Origin of the sequence: Streptomyces adelaidensis (genome assembly GCF_016598475.1) — a bacterium.
GTDB classification, from domain to species: Bacteria; Actinomycetota; Actinomycetes; order Streptomycetales; family Streptomycetaceae; genus Streptomyces; species Streptomyces adelaidensis.
Genome location: NZ_JAEMUX010000252.1, coordinates 1 through 1017, shown reverse-complemented (window position 1 = coordinate 1017; position 1017 = coordinate 1). Strand labels below are relative to the sequence as shown.

Genomic DNA, 1017 nt, shown 5'->3' with positions numbered 1-1017 from the left:
AAACCGCATATCGAGAAGACTCTGGGTTCGGTGGCCACGATGTTCACCCAGTACCTCCCCGGTCACAAGGGACGCAGCACTGAACACCGTGGCGTCGATCCGGCGGCGGAGGCTGTCTGGTCGATCCATCAGCTTCAGGAACTTCTCCAGCAATGGATCGTCATCTGGCAGAACCGGCCGCACGATGGCCTGCGGGACCCGCTGATGCCGGGCAAAGCACTGAGCCCCAACGAGAAGTACGCTGCCCTGGTCGCGGCCGCCGGGCACGTCCCGGTTGCGCTGAGCTCGGAGGAGTACATCGAGCTGCTGCCCCGGCACCGTCGGACGATCAACTCCTACGGCGTCCGCATCAACCACCGCACCTACGACAGCGCGGAGTTGAACCCCTTCCGCCGTCAGCGCTCCGGTGCGGGAGACGACGGCCGGGGCTGGGACGTGCACTACGACCCCTACGACATCTCCCGCGTCTGGGTACGCAACCACCGTCAGGGAGGTTGGATCACCGCGATCTGGCGTCACCTTCGCACCGCCCCGATGCCCATGGGCGAGCTGGCCTGGGACCACGCTCGCCGCATCCTGGCCCAGCGGGGCACGGATGCCGTGACAGAGGAGGAGATCGCCCAGACCGCCGTCGCGTTGCTGGACCGCGCCGCCGACGGGCCGGAGCAGGCACCCGTGAAACCATCTGCCGTCTCCTCCCGCCGAGGCCGCCGGGACCGCAAGGTCGCTGCCCGCACCCTCACGACTTCCCCACCGGCCTGGCCCCGCCCCGCTGACGAGCCCGAGTCGCCTGCTCTGCCCGCTCCCACGGAGGACGGCGAAGAGGAGCTCGCCAAGGTCGTTCCGCTGGAGATCTTCGACGCACGCAAGGAGGCCGAGAGGCGGTGGTGACCACGACGGAACCGGGTGAGGAAGACATTGCGGACCTCGGAGAGGACCGGCCTGACCCAACGACGCGTCTGGAGGGCTGGCGCAGGTTCGTCGAGGAGGACCTGGCCGCTTTCGATCTGCTGCCCC

At 68.3% G+C, this 1017-nt stretch carries 1 protein-coding gene; it reads left to right on the top strand.

Annotation, left to right across the window (positions count from 1 at the left end; all coding sequences use genetic code 11):
* Nucleotides 1-891, top strand: an 891-nt coding sequence (locus I8N67_RS41640) for a Mu transposase C-terminal domain-containing protein (RefSeq protein ID WP_200309572.1), incomplete at its 5' end; no start/stop codon positions are given.
* Nucleotides 892-1017: the final 126 nt, after the last annotated feature.